At 36.5% G+C, this 21,137-nt stretch carries 16 protein-coding genes; 7 read left to right on the forward strand and 9 right to left on the reverse strand.

Annotated elements, in window-relative coordinates; translation table 11 throughout:
- Nucleotides 1-39: 39 nt before the first annotated feature.
- Complete coding sequence (hrpB, locus tag ACT5E3_RS17360; protein WP_444994806.1) at nt 40-2,577, forward strand: ATP-dependent helicase HrpB; 2,538 nt, start codon at nt 40-42, stop codon at nt 2,575-2,577.
- Nucleotides 2,578-2,729: 152 nt separating this feature from the next.
- Here hrpB and aguB read toward each other — a convergent pair whose 3' ends face one another.
- The 6 genes from aguB to ACT5E3_RS17390 form a co-directional block, all read right to left on the reverse strand.
- The gene (gene aguB, locus ACT5E3_RS17365; RefSeq protein ID WP_444994807.1) at nt 2,730-3,587 is read right to left on the reverse strand and encodes an N-carbamoylputrescine amidase; all 858 of its coding nucleotides are present in this window, start codon (nt 3,585-3,587) and stop codon (nt 2,730-2,732) included.
- 55 nt (nt 3,588-3,642) lie between these two features.
- Nucleotides 3,643-4,626: an agmatine deiminase family protein gene (locus tag ACT5E3_RS17370; protein WP_444994808.1), complete on the reverse strand. Its 984-nt coding sequence runs from the start codon at nt 4,624-4,626 to the stop codon at nt 3,643-3,645.
- 5 nt (nt 4,627-4,631) lie between these two features.
- Nucleotides 4,632-6,575 (reverse strand): biosynthetic arginine decarboxylase, encoded by a 1,944-nt coding sequence (gene speA, locus ACT5E3_RS17375; RefSeq protein WP_444994809.1) that lies wholly within the window; start codon nt 6,573-6,575, stop codon nt 4,632-4,634.
- A gap of 77 nt (nt 6,576-6,652) precedes the next feature.
- The gene (speE, locus tag ACT5E3_RS17380; protein WP_444994810.1) at nt 6,653-7,534 is read right to left on the reverse strand and encodes a polyamine aminopropyltransferase; all 882 of its coding nucleotides are present in this window, start codon (nt 7,532-7,534) and stop codon (nt 6,653-6,655) included.
- A gap of 18 nt (nt 7,535-7,552) precedes the next feature.
- On the reverse strand, nt 7,553-8,029 hold the full coding sequence (gene speD, locus ACT5E3_RS17385) for an adenosylmethionine decarboxylase (RefSeq protein ID WP_444994811.1): 477 nt from the start codon (nt 8,027-8,029) through the stop codon (nt 7,553-7,555).
- A 397-nt stretch (nt 8,030-8,426) separates the two neighbouring features.
- Nucleotides 8,427-8,744: an ArsR/SmtB family transcription factor gene (locus tag ACT5E3_RS17390; protein ID WP_444994812.1), complete on the reverse strand. Its 318-nt coding sequence runs from the start codon at nt 8,742-8,744 to the stop codon at nt 8,427-8,429.
- 132 nt (nt 8,745-8,876) lie between these two features.
- Here ACT5E3_RS17390 and ACT5E3_RS17395 point away from each other — a divergent pair, with 132 nt between their 5' ends.
- Nucleotides 8,877-9,776, forward strand: coding sequence for a permease (locus ACT5E3_RS17395; RefSeq protein WP_444994813.1), 900 nt, complete (start codon nt 8,877-8,879; stop codon nt 9,774-9,776).
- 14 nt (nt 9,777-9,790) lie between these two features.
- On the forward strand, nt 9,791-11,164 hold the full coding sequence (locus ACT5E3_RS17400) for a hypothetical protein (RefSeq protein ID WP_444994814.1): 1,374 nt from the start codon (nt 9,791-9,793) through the stop codon (nt 11,162-11,164).
- A gap of 31 nt (nt 11,165-11,195) precedes the next feature.
- Here the strand turns inward: ACT5E3_RS17400 and ACT5E3_RS17405 are convergent, their stop codons facing one another.
- On the reverse strand, nt 11,196-11,780 hold the full coding sequence (locus ACT5E3_RS17405; protein WP_444994815.1) for a DNA-J related domain-containing protein: 585 nt from the start codon (nt 11,778-11,780) through the stop codon (nt 11,196-11,198).
- Between the two features lie 330 nt (nt 11,781-12,110).
- Here ACT5E3_RS17405 and ACT5E3_RS17410 point away from each other — a divergent pair, with 330 nt between their 5' ends.
- Nucleotides 12,111-14,711 carry a TonB-dependent receptor gene (locus tag ACT5E3_RS17410; RefSeq protein WP_444994816.1) on the forward strand — a complete coding sequence of 867 codons (2,601 nt, stop codon included), beginning with the start codon at nt 12,111-12,113 and terminating at the stop codon, nt 14,709-14,711.
- Nucleotides 14,712-14,822: 111 nt separating this feature from the next.
- Here ACT5E3_RS17410 and trhO read toward each other — a convergent pair whose 3' ends face one another.
- Nucleotides 14,823-15,821, reverse strand: a complete 999-nt coding sequence (gene trhO, locus ACT5E3_RS17415) for an oxygen-dependent tRNA uridine(34) hydroxylase TrhO (RefSeq protein ID WP_444994817.1) — start codon at nt 15,819-15,821, stop codon at nt 14,823-14,825.
- A gap of 243 nt (nt 15,822-16,064) precedes the next feature.
- Between trhO and ACT5E3_RS17420 the strand changes: the two genes are divergently transcribed.
- A complete protein-coding gene (locus tag ACT5E3_RS17420; protein WP_444994818.1) occupies nt 16,065-17,507 on the forward strand; it encodes an aspartate kinase in 1,443 nt (480 codons plus the stop codon).
- Nucleotides 17,508-17,614: 107 nt separating this feature from the next.
- Here the strand turns inward: ACT5E3_RS17420 and ACT5E3_RS17425 are convergent, their stop codons facing one another.
- A complete protein-coding gene (locus ACT5E3_RS17425) occupies nt 17,615-18,088 on the reverse strand; it encodes an Lrp/AsnC family transcriptional regulator (protein WP_444994819.1) in 474 nt (157 codons plus the stop codon).
- A 207-nt stretch (nt 18,089-18,295) separates the two neighbouring features.
- Between ACT5E3_RS17425 and ACT5E3_RS17430 the strand changes: the two genes are divergently transcribed.
- Both ACT5E3_RS17430 and ACT5E3_RS17435 read left to right on the forward strand, forming a co-directional pair.
- Nucleotides 18,296-19,123, forward strand: coding sequence for a class I SAM-dependent methyltransferase (locus ACT5E3_RS17430; RefSeq protein WP_444994820.1), 828 nt, complete (start codon nt 18,296-18,298; stop codon nt 19,121-19,123).
- Between the two features lie 178 nt (nt 19,124-19,301).
- Nucleotides 19,302-20,954: a M28 family metallopeptidase gene (locus ACT5E3_RS17435; protein ID WP_444994821.1), complete on the forward strand. Its 1,653-nt coding sequence runs from the start codon at nt 19,302-19,304 to the stop codon at nt 20,952-20,954.
- Nucleotides 20,955-21,137: the final 183 nt, after the last annotated feature.

Raw genomic sequence — 21,137 nt, forward strand, 5'->3', positions numbered from 1 at the left:
TACAATGAAATCACGATTTAAAAATAAAAGCGTTCATCATTGCATCTAGACAAATTACTTTCAAAAACACAACTACCTATCCTCAATAAACTAGAGGAAATAAAGTCCACGCTTGCTCATTATTTAAACTTACTCATTAATGCTGAACCCGGTGCCGGAAAAACAACCATTGTTCCATTAGCTTTACTCGATACAATTGCAAACAACAAAAAAATACTGATGCTTGAGCCTAGAAGACTAGCAGCCAAAAATGCGGCTTTTCGCATGGCTTCTATGATTGGTGAATCGCCAGGAGAAACGATTGGTTATCGCATCAGAAATGAAACCAATATAGGAAAAGATACCCGAATTGAAGTGATTACAGAAGGGATCCTGACTCGAATGCTGCAATCAGATCCAGAGCTTCCTGACATTGGTTTGATTATCTTTGATGAATTTCATGAACGAAACTTACATTCAGATTTAGGGCTTGCGTTAGCTTTTGAAGTACAACAAACATTAAGAGAAGACCTAAAGTTATTAGTCATGTCTGCAACACTAGATACTCAAGCTGTTGCCAAATTATTAGACAATGCCCCCGTTGTACACTGTTACGGACGCAGCTTTCCTGTTGATTTAACCTATATTCCACCTAAGCCTAATCAAAACTGGTCACACGCACTCATTCAAGCAGTCAGAAAAATATTAACTGATCCCATAACTCAAATGGATACTTTAGTGTTTTTGCCAGGCCTTGCCGAAATAAAAAAAGCTGAAACTTTACTAGCTCCTCTTATAAAAGAACAGAAAAATATTGTTATTCTGCCTCTTTATGGCAACCTCCCTTTTTCAAAGCAGCAAGCCGCAATATTACCGATTAAAGGAAAACGTAAAATTATACTATCGACGAATATTGCAGAATCAAGTTTGACTATAGAGGATATTGATTGTGTGATCGATACAGGACTTGTTCGTCAAAGCCATTATGATCCCAATGTCGGCTTTGATCGCCTATTAACACAAAAAATTTCTCAAGCATCTTCAGTTCAAAGAATGGGAAGAGCGGGAAGAACTGCGCCTGGTTTATGCATCAGATTATGGCATGAAAGCGACAGTTTAAGAGCAGAAAGTCAACCCGAAATATTAAGAACAGATTTAACAACTTTCAGTCTTGAACTAGCTCATTGGGGAATCAATAACACAACAGATTTAAGTTTATTAAATCAACCCAATAATGGGGCTATTCAACAAGCTAATAAGCTTTTAGAAATATTAGGCGCTACAACTAACAGACAAATATCTGAGTACGGTAAAACTTTATTATCTTTGGGTGTTCATCCAAGAATAGGTCATATGCTACTAACTGGAGCAAATCTACAAGCCATAAAAATAGCCTGTTTACTCGCTTCTATGCTCGAAGAAAAAGATATTTTTCAAGGAAGCCAAGCTGACACCCCAGATTTTATGCTTCGTATTGAGTCAATGATAAACTCACAATTACATACGCACACAACAAAAAACATACAAAAACAAGCTAAGTCATTAGAAAAAAAACTACTTTTGATAATTAAAGAAAAATTAGAAATGACTCCACCTTTGAAGCAGCTAGCAATTGAAAAAACATTACATTTAAGTGCTGCTTTACTAGCCAAAGCATTTCCTGATCGTCTTGCCCAAAAAAGAGGGAATGGATACAGAATGGCTAATGGCAGCGGAGCTCAATTAATAACAAATTTTCCTTTTAAAAGTGATTTTATTGTTATTATAAAACTCGGTGGACAATCACATTCAGCAAAAATTTACCAAGCGCTTGAAATTACTCAAACAGAAATAGAAAAGTATTTTTCTAATATCATTACTGAAAAAGAACAAATCATTTGGGATGAAAATACTAAATCAGTTAAAGGTTATCTTAATCGTCAGCTTGGAAAACTCATACTATCATCCACACCAATAAATAAACTTGAACCAGAACAACTATTAACGGGTTTATTAAATGCCATAAGAAAAATAGGAATAGAACAACTCCCTTGGTCTCACGAATTAAAGCAATGGCAAGCAAGAGTAGGCTATTTAAGACAACTTGAAAAATATGGTGACAATTATCCTAACCTTGAAAATACAAAATTGGCTCAAACTATTGAGCAATGGCTTGCTCCTTTTTTAGCCAGCTTTAACAAACTCGAGCAAATTACAGCAGATATTTTAAGTAACGCACTAAAAAGTCACCTTGACTGGAATCAACAACAAAAGTTAGATGACTTAATGCCAAAATCCATTCGAGTAGCAAGTGGCTCAACAATTAAACTTGACTATTTACAAGGTGAAAAACCTATATTAGCAGTTAAACTACAAGAAATGTTTGGCACAGAAACAACGCCATTATTAGCTAACGGCAAAATTCCAGTGGTTGTTCATTTACTATCACCAACAGGTCGCCCTTTGCAAATTACTGAAGATTTAGCCAGTTTTTGGAAAAATAGTTATGAGCTAGTCAAAAAAGAAATGAAGGGGCGGTATCCAAAACATCCATGGCCAGATGATCCACTAAAAGCTCAAGCAACCCGATATACTAAGAAAAAATTTAACTCGCTATAGTATAGAAAGTGTGTTTTATTGTTATTATCTCCCTAATACTACAGGTTGCTTTTCCGACTTAGTCTAACTAAAAATATTTAAACTACAAGCTTAACTTGTTTGCTTCGTCTTAGGCGAAGCGCTCTATCGTTGTATTTAAAAGAAGCTCATTTTTAATAATTACTCAATGGCATATACAAGTCAGGTCTTCGATCTCTAAAAAGTCCCCAACCTGCTCTTTCTTTAGCAATAGCATCTAAATCAAACTGTTGAGAGATGACGCCATTATTTTTTTTATCGAGTTGTTGCACAACATCACCAAACTGGTTGGTAATAAATGAACTTCCATAAAAAGTTATTTCACAAGACTCTCCTTTCTCACAACCAATTCTGTTAGAAGCAATAACCGGTATCATATTAGCAGCACTATGTCCTTTCATTACCTGTTGCCAATGTTTGCACGAGTCCCAATCCGGTGCCTGCGGCTCACTCCCAATCGCCGTTGGATAAAAAATAACTTCTGCTCCTTTTAGCGCTAAAACTCTCGCAGCTTCTGGAAACCATTGATCCCAACAAATAGCCGCACCAATTTTTCCTAATTTTGTTTGCCAAACTTTAAAGCCGGTATCTCCAGGAGAAAAATAGTATTTTTCTTGATAGCCAGGTCCATCAGGTATATGTGACTTTCGGTAGTTATCTAAAATTTGTCCGTTTGAATCAATGACAGCTAAAGAATTAAAATAATTATTAATACTTTTTTCAAAGTAGCTAATTGGCAAAACAACATTTAATTTTTTTGCCACGCTTGCAAAATGTTGCAAAATTTTCGACTGTTCATAAGTTTCTGCCCAATCAAAATAATCAGATGATTGGTCTTTACACCAATAATGCTGAGCAAATAACTCTTGTAATAATATAGCATTAGCACCTTGTTCAGCAGCTTCTAATACCAAAAGTTCAGCGGTTGCAATGTTTTTATCAATATCATCACTCACCTGGAATTGAGTTGCGGCTACCGTAATGTTTCGCATATTTTTAACTCTCTACTATTCAAATGGTCAATAACTATTTAACCAGATAAAATACTTAAAGGGCTGGCTCTTGCATTGTTATGCAATGAATTCCACCACCACCAATTAAAATCTCATTCGCGTCAATTGCGTGAACAGTTCTGTCACTATAAAAATCTTTTATTGTCTGAAAGGCAATGTCATCCTGAGAACAACCAAATTGAGGCATGATAATAGCACCATTTAAAATATAAAAATTCACATAACTTAACGGTAATCGTAAACCATGATTATAGCGTGGCTGCGGCTCAGGGATTTCAATCAACTCAAGCGAATGAGATAAAATAATCTGTTTGTTCTGCTGATAAATATCAAAATTTTCACTATTGTTTTCTGCAGTCTGAGTCAGGACTGTTCCTTGATCAATAAAGCAAGCAATATTATCTATATGCCCATCGGTATCTAAGTCACCGACTATTCCTTTTTCCAACCAAATAACTTGTTCTGCACCCAGAGCATTTTTCAAATTTTTCTCTATCTCATATTGAGTCAACAATGGATTTCGATTTTGATTTAATAAACATTCTTTAGTGGTTAATAAAATACCTTGGCCATTACTATGAACTGAACCGCCCTCTAGAACCATATCAATTTTTTGATAAGATGATTGACTATTTTTTGTTATAAACTTTGCTATTGCTTGGTCATTTTGATGTGAATCAAATTTATTACCCCACGCATTAAACTGGAAATCTAATGCAGTTAGCGCTTCACCTTCTTTAATCCAAATAGGCCCTGTGTCTCTAGCCCAACTATCATCCAGGGACGTTTCAAATATTTCTACAGCACCACTCAATTTTTTTTGTGCACTGGCAATATGTTCTTTTAAAATAAGTAAATTAACTTTTTCATATTCGCTGATTTGATTAACCACTTGAGCAAATGCTTGTTGTGCAGTATCAATTCCATTCGTCCAAACTTCTGTACGACAAGGATAAATCATCCATGTGGACTGATGCTTTTCCCACTCTGCGGGCCAACGTTTTAACGGTATGTTCATATGGGTTACTCTTCAAGGTATGAATAACCGTATATACCTTGACGTAGCTCGGCAAGATATTGGCGTTGTGAAGATTGCGGAAGCTCAGATAATTTCAATTGTCTACGATAAGATTCCAGCAGCGACTTTGCATCAAAATCAACATAATCTAACAATTCTTCAACACTAGAACCTCGTTGATTAGCGGTAATGTTCAGTTCACCATTAGAATTCAGCTCTAGATCAACCGTATGAGTATCACCAAATAAGTTGTGCATATCTCCAAGAATTTCTTGATAAGCACCCACTAAAAATACTCCCAATAAATAATCATCTCCCTCATGATGGGTAGGCAAATCAATTGTTGGCATAACAGCCTGAGCATTAACATACTGTTTTAACATACCATCACTATCACAAGTAATATCCTGAATAATAGCTGTTTCTTCGGGAACAGAGTCTAAACCTTGAAGAGGCATTAACGGAAATACCTGATTAATCGCCCAGGCATCCGGTAAAGATTGAAAAATTGAAAAATTAACAAAAAACTTACTCGCTAATTGTCTTTGTAATTCATCGATCACTTCCTGATGAATTGGAATTTCAGGATTAATTCTTTCCCTGACCTTAAAAAGTATACTTCTTTGTATACGTTCTGCCAAAGCTCTTTCAGCCAAGCCAATTAAGCCATGATTAAACACTTGTTGAACCTGTTTTAATAAATAGTCAGCATTATGATAGCACTCAACCAATTTATTATTATCACTCGTTTGTTTGGCTTCTGATAAAGTATCCCATAGGTTTTTTATTGTCATATGACAATCGCTAGATGGTTCTTCAATATCTAAAACTTTTGGTTTTTCTGAGTCAATAACATTGGTAATTAAAACCGCATGATGTGCAGTTAATGCCCTTCCTGACTCAGAAATAATCGATGGGTGCGGTAGATTCATTTTTTCTGCAATATCATAAAATGCGCTGACTACATTATTGGCATACTCTTCTATTGTATAGTTCATTGAACAATGGCTTTGACTCTGAGTACCTTCATAGTCAACGCCAAGCCCACCACCAACATCAACCGTATCCACAGGTATACCTAGCATGCGCAGTTCAGCATAAAAACGAGCACACTCTTGTAAACCATTCTGGATATCTTGAATTGAGGTTAATTGTGAACCAAGATGGAAGTGTAATAATTGAAAAATATCAATCTGTTTGACAGCCGATATTTTATTAATCAAATGCAATATTTGACTTGTAGATAAACCAAATTTTGAATGTTCGCCACCAGAGTCCTGCCACTTACTCTCACCTTTTGTCGCTAATTTAACCCTGACTCCAATACGAGGCTTTATTTTCATGTTAGCAGATTCTTCTAACAACAATTCTAACTCAGAAATTTTTTCAATAACGATGTAAACGTTATGACCAAGTTCAGTTGCAATAAGAGCGGCTCTTAAATACTCTCGATCTTTGTAACCATTACATACAATTTTTGAATTCGTTTTTTCTGATAAAGCAAGCACCGCCATTAGCTCGGGTTTGCTCCCAGCTTCAAGACCAACCTGAGGGCTTTCCAAATGTAAATTAGCTTTAACTAAACCTTCAACCACTCGACGTTGTTGATTAACCTTGATAGGGTAACAAACTGAATAATTGCCCTGATAATCACAACTAGCCATTGCCTCGTTAAAAGCTTTACACAAAGACTTAACTTGGTGTTTTAATATATCAATAAACCTCAACAAAACGGGCATATGTAAATCTTTTGAGCGCAATGTTTTACATAATTCACTCAGCTCAATGGAGTAAGCTTTATTTTCTGGCTCAGGGTAAACAACAACCCTTCCCGCTTCGTTTAAATCAAAGTACTGGTTGCTCCAATATGCAAGGTTATAGTGCTGTTTAGCTTGCTCGACTGTCCAGGAACCAGGAGAGTTTTGGTAATCAAAAATGGTTTTAATCACGATTTTTATTCTCTTTATCTGCATACAAAACCGTATGCTGAAAAACCGACGCTAACATGGAAAAATAAGTCAACGATTTAATCTGCTAACACATCAACCACATATTGTGGTAATGCGAACGCAGCAGCATGAATAGCCGGATTGTAATAACGGGTTTTAAATCCTGCTTTTTCAAAACGTTGCTGAATAATATCATGTGGTACATTTCTGAGTTCAGGATTATCACACCCCCAAGATAAGGTCATGACTCCTCCCACATAAGTTGGTACTGCTGCCGTAAAAAACCAGCGATCAACAAACACATCATTAAAACGCTGATAGGTTGTTTTAACTTCATCCAACTGCATAAAACTAACACCATTCTGCGTTACTAAAATGCCGCCTTCATTTAAACTATTTTTACAACCTTGATAAAAACTTGAAGTAAAAAGCACTTCACCCGGCCCTTCCGGATCAGTTGAATCAGATATAATGATGTCAAATTTTTCTTGATTATTAACAACAAAATCAACCCCATCATCAATAACTAATTTCACACGAGGATCTTCAAAAGAGCCCGCTGAATGCTGAGGGAAATATTTAATACACATATCGACCACAGCCGAATCAATTTCAACCATGGTGACATGTTCAATACCAGTATGACGTAATACTTCTCTTAAAATGCCGCCATCACCACCACCAATTATCAACACACGCTTCACATTACCATGAGCCAATATTGGAGTATGGGTTAACATTTCATGATAAATAAACTCATCTTTTTCAGTCGTTTGAACAACACCGTCAAGCGCCATCACTCTACCGAAATGTTGGTTACTAAAAATGATTAAATGTTGGTGCTCAGTACGACTTTCAAATAAAACTTCTTCAACCACAAAGCTTTGCCCAAAAGTGTCATAGAGCGTTTCGGTAAAACGTTTAGCCATCATAATTCCTAATTCATCAAGCGTAGCCATAAATCTTATGGCTATCAATTATTCGCTGATATTTTCACCGCGTAAAATTTCTCGCACATCAACACGAGAAGGTAAAAATGCCTTGCGTAAAATTTCTGTCGCTTTATGCGGCTCAGCATCGCCACACATAAAAACATCAAAAGCAGCATAATCAGCTTCAGGCCAAGTGTGCACACTAATGTGTGACTCAGCTAAAACAGCCACCCCAGAAATGCCTCCATTAGGCGTAAAATGATGCATATGAATATGTAATAACGTCGCGCCACATTCAATGACGGTGTCACGAAAAGCCTTTTCCATCACTTGCAAATCGCTAAGCTTGGAGGCTCCCCAAAAGTCTATAATAATATGTGTTCCGGCAAACACTTTGCCATCACGTCGTATGAAATGATCGTTTCGCTCATCGTTCTCGTCGACATTAACATATTCAGGCCAACGAGTTTCTGTTGCGACTGTAGGATCAATCTCTGAGTTACAGTCGAAGTTTTTTAACACTTCAGTATCTCCTATAATCAAAGGATTAAAAGTCTCTGGTGAACGAAACGTGTTCAGTGGTTCCAGACCTATCAGCCGGACTGCTTTAAGATTGCTTAATTATTAAACAGCCAACAAATTTAAGAAAGTGCTTTATACGTGATTTTTTGCAAATATCAAGAAAAATATCACTAAGCAAATGAAAAAGTAACTTTGCCTCTCCTATCGTTTCTTTAAAAAAACACTAACCTATTGATTTTATTATAAATAAAAAATTTAGCTATAAACTATTTTTTTGCACTATTTCTACAAGCTATTTAACTATAAATAGAGTTATTTTACTAATAAAACTGTTCATAATATGAGTTTACATCAATCGGTTTATAATATTAATAGTTTGAGATATATACACCAATTGCTAACGATCAATAGAACAACATTCATCTTGCAGAAAGGCAATCACTTCAATTAATGCATTAAATTGAGGAAAACAATGTAAAACCCGGCTTTCTCTCACTTGTTTAACTAACCCAACTTTTATCAGCTTAGCGATATGATGAGATAATGTAGAAGCGGGGATCCCTAGTTCTTTCTGAATACTACCAACAGATGCCCCATTTTTTCCTGTTTTTACAAGATATTTAAATATTGCTAAACGAGTTGGATGGCCAAGCTCAGCCAAACGGGCGGCAATATTATTTAACTGCTCTGTATCCATATTTGTGGAAATGACCATATTCTCTAAACCTTAATTAGTAATGACGTGTTTCAATTTAAAATATTTCACACTATTGACATTTCGATAATACTAGAAATATAATATTTCGACTATTCTGGAAATATGAATATTTTAAATAGAGAGCCCATTATGTCAAATGAATTTAATCAAGCAATCGCATTTTTTGTTTATGCATTTATCGAGTTATCAATTTTATTTATTGGTATTAGCTTTTTAGTTAGCGTTATTCAACAAAAGCTACCAGCAGATAAAGTCAAACAGCTACTCAGTGGTAACAAAGGTTATACTATTGCAGTCAGCCTAGGCACTCTAACGCCATTTTGTAGCTGCTCAACACTGCCGATGGTAGTTGGCCTATTAAAAGCGCGAGCATCGTTTGGTCCGACAATGAGCTTTCTGCTTACTTCCCCGTTGTTAAACCCATTTATCATTGGGCTCTTCTGGATAAGCTTTGGACTTACAATCACCATTACTTATGGTGTGTTCGTCATTACAGCCTCAATTCTTGGCGGAATACTATTAGAAAAATTACACTTTGACCGTTTTATTCGCCAAGATATTTTTCTCAACTCAACAGATAACCAATCAACCTGCAACCCCAAAAATGACAGAGTAACAGCCAAAATAAAATGGAAAAAACTACTCACTGAAGCGAGTAAACAATTTATTTCATTTATGCCTTATCTAATTTTAGGTATTTCTATTGGTGCAGTCTTGCATGGATATGTACCCAGTAGTGCTTTTGAATCTATGGCCACAGTAAGCTCCTGGATATTAATTCCATCAGCAGCAATTATTGGTGTTTTTTTATATGTTAGAGCTTCAACAATAGTTCCTATAGCATCAACTTTAGCAGCAAAAGGTATGAGCATGGGCGCTATTATGTCTTTAACAATTGGAGGTGCTGGTGCAAGTTTACCAGAGCTTATTATGTTGAAAAGAATTTTTCACTGGCCATTAATATTTGCTTTTATCTTTCAAGTGTTTTTCACCGCATGCGCAACGGGTTTAGTCATTAATCTTTTATAGGTCAGGTTATCATAATGCTTACTCAAACATTAACGACAAATTCTCAAAATAAAAATAATAGCATTGCATCAATTGATAATCATGCTATCACCACAAGCTTAAGGGCTAACCAAATTGGATTAAAAAATAAAGACGGGAGCTTTAAGCCTTGCGCGGTCAGCTTAACGCCCTGGGTTCTTTCTCAACAACAATTTCAAGCGGCATTAAAAACAGCAACAACCCTTAGTATTCTATTGACAAAAGTGAGTAATAACATTCCTTTTTTGTTACATGCTTTAAACGACTTTAGCGACTCTACTAGCTTATTATATTATTTAAAAAATACACTCCAAGAAGCTCAAAGCAGGCTAGCGATTAATTTAAATTTAAGTCGACAAGATTTACTGCTTAATAAAAAAAACAAATGGCAATTAGTAGAAAGTAACGCTATTGCAGCAGGTATGGGCCCCCTCAATGAGAAACTCGTTGATATTTTAAAAGTGAATAATCCATCAGCTAACTTTGTATCTAACCCGGCCATACAGCTTCAGTCTCAAACGATTTATGACACATCAAAGAAACTATTTCAAACCAATCAGCCACTAATTGTTTTTGTAACAGAAACGAATGAAGATAATATTTATGATCAAATTTATTTAAAAAATCATTTGAAAAAATTAGGCGCTCAAGTTTTAACCAAAACCCTGTTTGAACTAAAACAAGAATTAATTTCAAAAAACTCTTATCTGTATCTCAATAGTAAAAGTCTTTACCCAAAGACACCTGTCAGCTGTTTCTATTTTCGTACAGGCTATAACTTATCAGATTATCACAGTTACGGCCAAACCACTGGTAATTACTTAGAGTTACGCTTGTGGATAGAAAAACATAGAGTTGTATCCGCCCCGAAAATAAACTTTCAGCTAGCAACGTCAAAGTGGGTTCAAATGAAACTGTCAGCATTATCAGCTGATGATTTAAGCCGTATGTTTCTACTGTCTACTAATGATGCTAAAGTTATTCAAAGTTCATTAAACTGTCAATATTTGATCCCTTCCCCTCAACAAATTACACAACAACTAAATAGCAACAAATGGATTTTAAAAAGTCAAAATGAAGGTGGAGGTAATGTATATGACGGATGCTCAGATTTAAGCAAAATGGACTTCTCTAAGCAGCAATTGATATTAATGGAGAAAATAAAACCTCAAATAAGAAAGAAGCCAGTTACATCACTCACGAACAATCAACTTATTCAATTTAATCGTACTATATCAGAGTTAGGTATTTTTACATTGGGTAATCAACATCAATACGGTGGTTATCTTCTAAGAACTAAACCAGAAAAACAATTAGAAACAGGCGTTCATAGTGCCGGCGGAATGTTGGATACTATCGTAATCGAATAATGGAGTTATAGTTTGAACGATTAAATAATAACTAAAATAGAACTTTCAAGTGGTTATATGCATCTCTTAGTTCAATAAAATAATCTTGTTCTCCTCCTTTATCTGGATGGTGTTTTTGAGCTAATTCATTAAAACGTTTTTTTACAGTAGCTGCATCAATAGACTCTAAAGATTCAAGCCCTAAGACTTTTAGAGCTTTAGCTTTTTGATCAATGGCTAAATACTTTTCCCAAAAAGCCTTTTGCATCTCAATAATCTCACTTTCAGATAGTTGTAAATTATCTTTATTGGTATAAAACTTTCTAAGTTCATCACTTTTACCTAGCTCTCCTTTTTTCTCACCACATGGAAGCAGTTCAATCATTAATGGTGACATAATAATTCGCCAACCATATTCTAATAGTTGATCGTTAATTTTATATAGGTGATAAAACAGAAAAAAATGTTTTTTATATAAACTACTCGAGTCTTTAATTTCATGAAAAAAGTCAGGATATTTATCTTCTAAATATTTCAGCAATAAATATTCTTTGACTGAGCACTCTTGTGCAATTAAATATTCAATAATTACCGATGCTGGATATTTGAACTGCTCAATCAGATTATGTACATTCATTTTATATAATAACCACAAAAAACTTATTGTATCTATAACAATATATTTTCCTCTCCCAACCAACTCTTTAAGAGATAAAAAAATATTAAAAATTGATAACTCAATCTAAATTAAAAAATATTTTGGGTAGACTAGGTACTAGTTCAAAGTTTTGTCCAACAAGTTTCGTATAGTCGCGCTACAATTTGGCTACCAACAAGTTACGTCAAAATATTTTAGTCGATAAAGTTCTATTATTATGCACTAACTCAGCCATAGCCGATTGCAAATTCTAATAATTCTAACATTAAACTCGAGTTCGAGAATATGAATATAGGGAGTAGATCGATTATGAACACTAACAACCCATTTAAAATTAAACTCATTTCTGTTGCACTTGCCAGTGCAATAGCAGCCATACCAACAAGCTCTTATGCCGAAGAAGAAAATGAAAAAGAAGAACAAAAATTAACCGTCGTTGGCTCTCATATCAAACGTAGTAGTTTAGAAGGTCCAGCGCCAGTACAAGTCATTGATCGAGAAGCCATAGTTGGCTCAGGCCAAACAACCCTACAACAGCTATTTGAAAGATTACCTTCCGCCGGCGCTGGTTCTTTCTCTACCCGAGGTAATAGCCAAGACTCTACAGGTAATGGTGGTGCAGCAATTAGTTTACGTGGTTTTGGTGCCGATGCCACCTTGGTTTTAATTAATGGTCGCCGTGCCAATATTAGCGCTTTTGCTCAAGGCATTGTTAATAACTTTGTTGATTTAAACAGTATTCCTTTAGCAGCAATTGAGCGTGTCGATATTCTTAAAGATGGCGCTTCTGCTATTTATGGCTCAGACGCAGTTTCTGGTGTAGTGAATATCGTATTACGTAAAGATTTTGTCGGCTCTGAAGTCACATTAGGCTACGGCTCTACGACCAAATCAAGTTCAGATGAAACGACATTAAATGCCATTTTTGGTTTTGGCGACAACCGATCAAATGGTACTTTTATCTTTGATTACTTTAAAACCAGTGAACTTAGAAATTCTGATCGTGGCCATTTGGGATCCGCTAATCAAGCGCCTAAAGGCGGCTACGACCTGCGCTCTTCGCGCGGCTTTCCTGGACGTTATGTATTAGCTGGCGATACCGATCCTACAATTGATCCTAACTGTCCTCCAGAGAGAGTCGCAGGGCAAACTTGTGTATTTGATTATGGGCCATATGGTTTTTTAATTCCTGATATGGAACGTGCTGGTGCAATGTTTTTACATAATAGTGAAGTAGCAAGAAATTTAGAACTCTACTTTGAAGTTTCCGCTCAACGTAACACATCGCAAGCTGGTGGCGCACCAACACCTCTCGACGCCGATGCCGGTCTAACCGTACATGCAGGTCATCCTAATAATCCTTTTGGGGTTGATCTAGCCATTGACCGCCACCGTACAGTTGATGCAGGTAATCGAGTTTGGGATATTCAAAGCGAAAGCCTTCGCTTTGTTACGGGTTTAAAAGGTCTTATCGGAGAGTTTGAATGGGATCTTTCTTTCACTAAAGCTCGTAGTATTTCTTTACAAACAGGTGATAGAACACAGGGTTGGGTGAGAACTGACTTTTTACAACAAGAAATTGATGCTGGCCGTTATAATCCTTTCGGCGGAACAGTCAACCCTCCCTCTGTAATTGATGCGATAACAACAAGCCTTACCAGACGTGGAGAGTCACGTCTTAGCTCTATAGAAGGCTCACTAACAGGCGATTTATTTGAATTATCTTCTGGCAATACTGTTGCAATGGCAACAGGCTTTGAGTATCGAGATGAAAGTGTTAAAGATTTACCCGATGACCAATTTCAACGCGGCTTAATTTTTGGTACTGAATCTGTTTCGGCACAAGCCTCTCGTAATCACTGGTCGGTTTATACCGAATTTGCAATTCCACTTGCCGATAATATCGAACTACAACTTGCAGGTCGATATGATGATTATGAACTAGCAGGTACATCAACCAATCCTAAAATAGGAATGCACTGGAATATTACAGAAAACATGGCTTTAAGGGCTTCTTGGGGAACAGGTTTTAGAGCTCCGTCATTAGCTCAAATCGGCTTAGGTCCTTCACAAGAATCCCGCTTCTTTGTTGATCCCTATTGCTCTAAAGTTCCTGCATGTGTTGCCAACTCAGGTGCATCAACTGATTTAACTGTTAACCTTGGTGGTAACCCCGATTTGAAGCCCGAAGAATCGGAATCTTATAACCTTGGTTTAATCTGGGATATTAATGACGATTTGAACATGTCATTTGATTACTGGGATATTACTCAAGATGAAAAAATTGATGAAGCTGATGTGGGGGAAGCAACCTTATTATTTTGTGATCCCGATGCGATGGTAGCTGGATTTTGCGTCCGTAATGCAACAACTAACGAGCTACTACAAGTCAGCAGTACTTATGTCAATATCTCTTCTCAAGAAGCTTCTGGTGTTGATATTTCTACCAACTATAAAATGGCTCTAGCCGACATGGGAGATCTTAAACTAGGATTAGATTGGTCATACCTCACTAACTTCGAAAAAAAGAACTTAGACTACACCGGTAAATATGGCTATCCAAAGTTTCGTTGGAGTTCAACGGCAGAATGGAAAACTGGTAAATGGTCTACAACAGCAGTCATCAGCTACATTGGTGAATTCGAAGACGAGCCAGACTTCGATGAAGATGGCGCATTCGATTTTGCTAATCCCAATGCCCGTACAGTTGACTCAATGATTACTTTAGATATTCAAACATCTTGGGATATCAGTGACGCCGTTAATTTAAGTTTTGGTGCTGCAAACCTATTAGATGAAAAAGTTCCTTTTGCGGCAGGCGAACTCAATAATGACCTATTTGGTTATGTACAAAGTGTACACGATCCTCGTGGACGCTTTATCTATTCTAAAGCAACGTTTAGGTTCTAAAATAAATAAGTAAAGACGTTTTAAAGATACGGAGAAACGGTAATTTCTCCGTATCTTTTAATTATAAAACACTCAATAAAGTGATGTCTTTCCTCACCAAAAGCGCAAACTTTAACTGATCTGAGCTTTTTGACTTAAAGCAATTTGTTTTGCTTTCTGCCGTTTTTTCTTTTCTCGCTTTTGGGCTAGCTCTAATCCAGCATGATCACCAATATGCTCTTCACCCCGAGACTTAGCTAGCTGAATTTGGTTTTCTCGTTCTTGATAACGAGCTTTTTGCTCTTCAGTGGTTTTATCATAACAATATGAACAACTAACTCCCCTAATATAATGCTCACTCTGTTTATCTTCCTCGGTGATTGGCAAACGGCATGCATTACACTGATCATAATTACCGGGCTGTAAATCATGATCGACAGTGACTCGATCATCAAAAACAAAACACTCCCCTTCCCAACTAGAATTTTGCTTAGGCACATCTTCTAAATACTTAAGAATGCCACCTTTCAGATGAAAAACTTCTTCAAAGCCCTCTTGCTTCAATAGTGCAGTAGATTTTTCACAGCGAATGCCTCCAGTGCAAAACATGGCCACTTTTTTATGAACTTGAGGGTTTAAATTATCTTTGACATATTGCGGAAATTCCCTAAACGTTTGAGTATTCGGGTTAATCGCCTTTTTAAAGGTTCCGACAGCAACCTCATAATCATTCCGAGTATCAATCAATAAAACTTCAGGATCATTGATGAGCGTATCCCAATCTTTAGGCTCAACGTAAGTACCTACTACACGCTTAGGATCAATGTTTTCAACTCCCATAGTGACAATTTCTTTCTTTAATTTCACCTTTGAACGCTTAAACGGTAACTTTTCGCTAAGTGATGTTTTACTAACGATGGCATTGAGATTCGGTTGTAACTCTAACCAGTCAAGTAAGCTTTTAATTGCAACTTCAGTTCCGGCAACAGTGCCATTAATACCTTCATGAGCTAATAACAAGGTTCCTCGAACTTCATTTTTTAACATCACATCAAGAAGCGGTTGCCGAATATCTTGATAGTTTTGAAGGGTTACAAATTTATAAAGTGCGCAGACTACATATTGAGACATATTTAATTCCTATTGCTAGCTGAAGCGTAAATCCAGGGCAAAATTGAAGCGGCATTATAGTCTAATACCGTAGAGATTCAAGTGATTTGGTTGCTTTTTAACCAGCACTCACTCAGTCACTCCAAATCAAAAAAATAACAAACATCCAATAATTGATGCGTACACTTGTATTTATAGCAATTCTACTTGAAGATAGAGTTTTTTTAGTCAATAGGCATCAATAAACAAATAAGTAATTAAACAATGACAAGAATCCCCCGAAAAAGTAACTGGACAATACTAAAATTTGGCGGCAGTAGTGTCAGTGAGGCAGCTCATTGGCAAACAATTGCTCACGTAGTTCAACAGCAAAAAAGTACAGGCTTTCGTCCTATATTAGTCTTGTCAGCATTAAAAAACGTCTCGAATTTGTTAGAAGCATTGCTACACCAATCAATATCTGGTGTACACCCAATAGCCATAGAACATTTAAAAGAGATGCATCAGGGACTTATTTCTCATTTGAAACTGCCTGTTGATATATTACTGCCACAATTTAAAAACTTAGAAAACATATGTAATGAAATTCATCAATCGCAACAGATTACCCCCAAAAACCATGCTGCGGTTGTCTCATTTGGTGAATTATTTTCTACAACTATTGGACTGCATTTTTTAAATCGGCAGCAAATTTCAACTGACTGGGTAGATGCTCGTAAAATACTCCTATCAATACAACAAGCAGATAGCTGGCATCACTACACGAGCGCCTATTGTGACTTTGAATATTCCCCTCAACTTAGAAGCCAATTAGAGCAATTAAATAAAGTTATTATTACTCAAGGCTTTATTGCCTCTGACATTGATGGAAATACTGTTTTACTAGGTAGAGAAGGCTCTGATACTTCAGCCGCTTATTTCGGTGCGAAACTCAATGCTGCCGAAGTTCAAATTTGGACCGATGTGCCAGGGGTTTTTAGTGCAAATCCTAAAGAGATCTCTCAAGCAAAACAATTGCCTAATCTCACCTACCAACAAGCACACACAATGGCTCAACTCGGGGCAAAAGTACTTCATCCAAGAGCGCTCGAACCGGCGATGTCTAATACCATTCCTATTCAAGTAAAATGTACACACTTACCTCAAAATGAAGGAACGAGAATAAGCGTAATAGACACAACCGAAGTAATAGACACAACCGAAGCAGCAAAGGATTCAGCACAAATCATTGCAATAACAGCTGAACCACAAATTACCTGGATCCGCCTACCACAAACGCAAAAAATGGACATTGATTTGCTAATAGAAAAAGTGACAGCGGCAGGCTTCGATTTAATTTTAAAAAGTCAAAAAAATAAAACATGCCACCTAATCTTTATTTATACAAATAGTGACCAAGCACAACTAACCGATGAAGCACTACAACAATATTTATCCATTGATAATATTAAAATCAAATCAGCACTTTCTTTAGTCAGCTTAATTAACATCTCTAATCAGGGCGCATGGGCAAATAAAATAGTTCAGTTCACGCAGCAGTTTTTACCCAATGGGTTATTAGAAGCACTAGACTTTAGTTCACAGGGTCACTTGAGTTTAATAGTTAGTAATCCAAACCAGCTTTGCCAACAATTACACTTTCACTTAATAGAAAACCAGTTAGATAACACTTTTTTTGGTGTCAATTGGAAGGACTTACAGAATTAAAAGCATTTTTCAATCAAAAACGACCTGCTAAATTAAGCCTGATAGCTCCTTAGAGGTTCTTCTATAAATATCCCCGTCTTTAAAAAACGGGGATATTTACGATTATTTTATTCAGGTTCACGTATTGGATACTGGTTTGCTTTTTTCAAAGTCGATAAAACTACAGAAGATTTTATTTTGCCCATGCTATTCAGTTTAACAAGCTTTTCTCTTACAAAACTTTCGTATTCATAAATATCTTTACAGACAACTTTTAGCATAAAATCGTCTTCACCAGTAACATGATAGCACTCTAAAATTTCATCAAGTTCTTCAACTGTTTGATACACCTCATCAATCGTATCCTGTGAATGATGATGAAGACTCACAGAAACCATCATAACAGTACCTAAATCTATTTTTTTAGGTTCTAATATTGCAGCATACCCAGTAATAAAACCTGAACTTTCAAGTTTTTTAACTCGCTCTAAAGTAGGCGGTGGAGAAAGGCCTAATTGGGAGGCAAGTTCTTTATTAGTAATGCGCGCATTTTTTTGCAAAATTCTCAGTATTTTGCGATCAATTTTATCGAGTTGAGTCATTGTTTTTTCTTATCATCCCCCTAAGAATTGTATATGCTATGTTACATATGCAATCATTTTACCGCAAGCCTATATCGTATACCATATCACGTTTTATTTAAGATAATCTGATAATGTCTTCATTATTTTAGATAAAATTAGTATAGACTTGCTGTAAATTTACAACTCAGGTTTAATATTCACACTTTATATAATGAGGAAAACACTATGAAAAAGAAAATCAATAAACGGTTGGCTGCCATTGTTACTCTCTCTCTCCTATTTAATATCAATTATTCTTTAGCATCTGAAGAAAATAAATTACAGAAAATTGTTGCAGGTGAACATAGAACCGAGTCTTATGCTAAGCGAGATCAATACCGCCACCCAGTAGAAACACTTCAATTTTTTGGTATTAAGGACAACATGACGGTTGTTGAAATATCACCAGGTGGTGGTTGGTATACTGAAATCCTCGCTCCATATTTACAAGATAAGGGACACTATATTGCTGCTGGTTATGACCCAAAATCAAAGAGTCAATATTTTAGCTCTGGAGCCAAGAAGTTTGCCCAAAAGCTGGCTGCTAGCCCTAAGTTATATAACAAAGTGACTGTCGGAATAATGCAAGCACCGGACAATATTAACTTTGCCAAGGATAACTCAGCAGATATGGTACTTTCTTTTAGAAACACGCATAACTGGCATAGCAAGGGCCACTCAGAAATAGTCTATAAGGCCATCTTCGATGCTTTAAAGCCTGGTGGCATTTTCGGTCTTGTTCAACATAGAGCAGATGAAAAAAAGCCAGGAGACATTAGTGGAAAGCAAGGCTATTTAAAACAGTCTGACGTTGTTGCGCTCGCACAAAAAGTTGGCTTTAAACTAGTCGCCCACTCAGAGGTAAATGCCAACCCTAAAGATACCAAAGATCACCCTAATGGCGTATGGTCATTACCACCTGTTTTAAAAGAAAAAGAAAAAAATAAACAAAAGTACTTATCAATTGGCGAAAGCGACCGAATGACACTCAAGTTTATTAAACCTAAAAAATAGTTGTTGACTTATCAACTTAGCGCAACATTTCTTTCAAGTTGCGCTATACTCTTACATCAAATATTTCAAAGTAATAGATTGAACAGCGCATCGATTTTTCTATCGCAACAATCTCATTACAGCTTGTTAAATGAGCAACTTTAACCACCTACTTCAAAATCGAAGGGGATAATATTCCATGTTCTATGTTAAACCAGTAAAACTTTTCACGTCTGCTATTTGTCTATTAGGAATGGTATTCAGTAGCCATATTATTGCTTCAGATAAATTTAACGATGTCTATAACGACTTTGATATTTCGCAAGTAAAAGCACATATTAAACATCTATCATCAGATAAGTTTGGTGGTCGAGCCCCCTCAACTCCTGGAGGAAAGATGACAACCCAATTATTAGTTGATGAATTTAAAAAAGCAGGATTAACCCCTGGCAATGGCGATAGTTTTTTACAACCCGTGCCACTCACTTCAATTATTAGTACCCCACAAAAAGACTTGCAGATTGGAGATATCGAGTTTACTTATTTAAAAAATTATGTGGCCAACTCAAGATTACCCCAAAAACAAATTTCAATTAAAAATTCTGAGTTAGTCTTTGTTGGTTATGGGATCAACGCACCTGAATTTCAGTGGAACGATTATGATGGTATCGATGTAAAAGGAAAAACAGTTGTAGTGCTAGTCAATGATCCAGGTTATGCCAGTCAAAATCCAAAACTGTTTAACGGAAACACAATGACTTATTATGGACGCTGGATTTACAAATATGAAGAAGCCGCTCGTCAAGGTGCAGCAGCGGCAATTGTTATTCATGAAACCAAACCCGCAAGCTATGGTTGGAATGTTGTTGAGAGTAGTTGGTCTGGGGCGCAGTACCATTTACCTGCTAGCGAAATTAACGAACCGGCTTTAGATATTGAAATGTGGATCACTAAAAACAAAGCCGAAGAGCTTTTTAAAAAAGCCTCTCTTGATTTTCAAACATTAAAAAAACAAGCTCTTAATCGTAATTTCAAAGCGGTTCCATTGAACTTAAAAGCCTCACTAACATTAAATAGCAAAATTGCAGAGTCAGTTTCAAACAATGTTATTGCGACGATTCCTGGCTCTAAGGCAAGCGATGAGCATATTGTTTACATGGCACATTGGGATCATTTGGGTACGTCGGTCATCAATGGACAAAGCAAAATATTCAACGGTGCTCATGACAATGCATCTGGTACAGCAGGTATCATTGCAATCGCTCAGGCATTTAAAAAGCTTTCCGTCGCCCCTAAACGCTCAATGACTTTTATTGCTGTGACAGCTGAAGAGCAAGGACGATTAGGTTCACGCTACTTTGCAAACCACCCAACAGTCCCATTAAATAAAATTGTTGGTCTCATCAACATGGACAGCTTGAATATTACAGGTCTTAAAAAAGATGTGAAAGTTGTCGGCTATGGCAAATCAGAATTAGAAAAATACTTAGCCAAAGCGGCTAAAAGACAGAACAGAACACTCACACCTGAGCCGACTCCTGAAAGAGGCTACTACTATCGCTCTGATCACTTTAGTCTTGCTAAAAAAGGCGTTCCAGGACTAAGTGCAGGCGGTGGAACAATACCACTTAATAAAAAGGAAGCCCAAATAGCTAAAAAAGTAGGGAAAATTGTTGGTAATTGTTACCACCAGGAGTGTGATGAATATAATGAAGCCTGGGGATGGGATGGGATAAAAGCCGATCTACAACTCTATTTTGAGACAGGTTACTTACTGGGTAACACTCATGACTGGCCTAATTGGAATGAGGGAACAGAATTTAAAGCGGCTAGAGATGCAATGATGCATTAGTAGAAAAATCACTACAAAGTATTAATAGCGCCCTTGAAAAAAAAAAAAAATTTGGAAGTTTGTAGGTGTTGCAGCAATAGTAATGCTGAGTATTAATTTACTCGGAATAATTGGTGTAATAGTGAGCCCTATATTATCCAGATAACAAATATTAGCCAGGTAACAAACTAATAACTTTCAACT

The organism is Aliikangiella litoralis, from assembly GCF_052495765.1.